General features: G+C 74.3%; 2 protein-coding genes and 1 pseudogene. All 3 read left to right on the forward strand.

Annotated features, from left to right (window positions below):
• Window positions 1–259: 259 nt before the first annotated feature.
• Window positions 260–1,135 (forward strand): phosphogluconate dehydrogenase (NAD(+)-dependent, decarboxylating), encoded by an 876-nt coding sequence (gene gnd, locus ACYVPE_RS39655; RefSeq protein ID WP_461038703.1) that lies wholly within the window; start codon window positions 260–262, stop codon window positions 1,133–1,135.
• 21 nt (window positions 1,136–1,156) lie between these two features.
• Entirely contained in the window at window positions 1,157–2,290 is a 1,134-nt protein-coding gene (gene recF / locus ACYVPE_RS39660) for a DNA replication/repair protein RecF (protein ID WP_461038704.1), read from the forward strand.
• Window positions 2,283–2,474, forward strand: a pseudogene (locus ACYVPE_RS39665) (DUF721 domain-containing protein); the annotation flags it as partial. The gene recF and the pseudogene ACYVPE_RS39665, both read left to right, overlap by 8 nt.

The following is a 2,474-nucleotide window of genomic DNA, read 5'->3' on the forward strand; positions in this document are numbered from 1 at the left end:
CTCCGCGCCCGCTGGCGCGATGCTGCGGCAGGCGTCGCGCCGCTGGGCGGTCGGCGCTCCGCGCCATCGCCCGCGGCCGCAGGCCGTGTCGCCGCCTTCCGGCGGCACGGCGGTCCAACGCCGCCGCAGGCCAACGCCATCGCCCGCGGCAGCCCGACGGCCCCGCGGCGACCCGTGCCGGGCCGCCATTGTCGCCGCCTACGGCGGCGCAGGCGGAGCGTAGGCTCGGGGGAGTACAAAACGCTATGAAGGAGTCCTGATGGAGCTCGGTCTCGTCGGTCTCGGCAAGATGGGCGGGAACATGCGCGAGCGCATCCGCCGGGCCGGTCACACCGTGGTGGGTTTCTCGCACGAGGCGGACGCCGCCGACGTGCACAGCCTCAAGGACCTGGTGGACGCGCTCGCCGCGCCCCGGGTGGTCTGGCTGATGGTGCCGGCCGGCGGGGCCACCCAGTCCACGGTGGACGAGCTCGCCGAGCTGCTGTCCCCCGGTGACGTCGTCGTCGACGGCGGCAACTCCCGGTGGACGGACGACGCCAGGCACGCCGAGCAGCTGGCCGCCAAGGGCATCGGCTTCGTGGACTGCGGGGTGTCAGGCGGTGTCTGGGGCCTGGAGAACGGCTACGCCCTGATGTACGGCGGCGACGCCGAGCACGTGGCCAAGGTCCAGCCCGTCTTCGACGCCCTCAAGCCGGCCGGCGACCTCGGCGCCGTGCACGCCGGCAAGGTCGGCGCAGGACACTTCGCCAAGATGGTGCACAACGGCATCGAGTACGCCATGATGCAGGCCTTCGCCGAGGGCTGGGAGCTGCTGGAGGCCGTCGACGAGGTCACCGACGTCCGCGAGGTGTTCAGGTCCTGGCAGGAGGGCACGGTGATCAGGTCCTGGCTGCTCGACCTGGCCGTGCGCGCGCTGGACGACGACGAGCACCTGACCCAGCTCAAGGGCTACGCCGCCGACTCGGGCGAGGGCCGGTGGACGGTCGAGGCGGCGATCGACAACGCCGTTCCGCTGCCCGCCATCACGGCCTCGCTGTTCGCCCGCTTCTCCTCCCGGCAGGACGACTCCCCGCAGATGAAGATGGTCGCCGCGCTGCGCAACCAGTTCGGCGGGCACGCGGTCGAGAGCAAGTAAGGGCACCGGGGGGCCGGCGCCGTGCACGTCACGCATCTGTCACTCGCCGACTTCCGGTCCTACTCCAGGGCCGAGGTCGAACTCGACCGCGGGGTCACCTCGTTCGTTGGGCCCAACGGCCAGGGCAAGACCAACCTCGTCGAGGCCGTCGGGTATCTGGCCACCCTCGGCAGCCACCGGGTCTCCTCGGACGCGCCGTTGGTGCGGGCCGGCGCCGACCGGGCGGTGATCAGGGCCGCGGTGGTGGAGGGCGAGCGCCGTCAGCTGGTCGAGCTCGAGCTCAACCCGGGCCGCGCCAACCGGGCCAGGCTCAACCGTTCGACGCAGGTCCGCCCGCGCGACGTGCTCGGCGTCGTCCGCACCGTGCTGTTCGCGCCCGAGGACCTGCACCTGGTGAAGGGCGACCCGGGGGAGCGGCGCAGGTTCCTCGACGACCTCGTCACCGCGCGCGCCCCGCGCCTCGCCGGGGTGCGCGCCGACTACGAGCGGGTGCTCAAGCAGCGGAACACGCTGCTCAAGTCGGCCGCGATGGCCAGGCGGCACGGCGGCCGCGGCGCCGACCTGACGACGCTCGACGTGTGGGACCAGCATCTGGCGCGGGCCGGCGCCGAGTTGCTCGGGCAGCGGCTGGCGCTGGTGACGGCGCTGCGGCCGTTGACCGACAAGTGCTACGAGGAGTTGGCCCCCGGCGGTGGCCCGGTGGGTCTCGAGTACCGCGGGCCGGCCGGCGAGCCGGCCGAGTTGGCGGCGGCCTCGCGCGAGGAGCTGTACGAGGTGCTGCTCGGCGCGTTGGCGGCGGCCAGGCCGCAGGAGATCGAGCGCGGGGTGACCCTCGTCGGCCCGCACCGGGACGATCTGCTGCTGCGGCTCGGCGAGTTCCCGGCGAAGGGCTACGCCAGCCACGGCGAGTCCTGGTCGCTGGCGCTCGCGCTGCGCCTCGCCTCGTTCGGCCTGTTGAAGGAGGAGGGCCCGGAGCCGGTGCTGGTGCTCGACGACGTGTTCGCCGAGCTGGACGCGCGGCGTCGGGAGCGGCTGGCCGAGCTGGTCGCGCCGGGCGAGCAGGTGTTGGTGACGGCCGCGGTCGAGCAGGACGTGCCAGGGGTGCTCGCCGGGGCGCGGTTCACGGTCTCCGAGGGGCGGGTGGACCGTGGGTGACGAGCAGGGCGCGGCAGGTTCCGGAGCGGCAGGTTCCGGAGCGGCAAGTTCCGGAGCGGCGGGGGCCGGCGCGGAGGGCGCCCCGCCGAAGGGCGTCGACCTGGCGCGGGAGGCGCTGCTCGCCGCCCGGGAGCAGGCGCTGGTGCGCGGCGCCGACGAGCGGCAGCGCCGGCAGGCTCGGCAG

This window comes from Streptomyces mayteni (assembly GCF_054783955.1).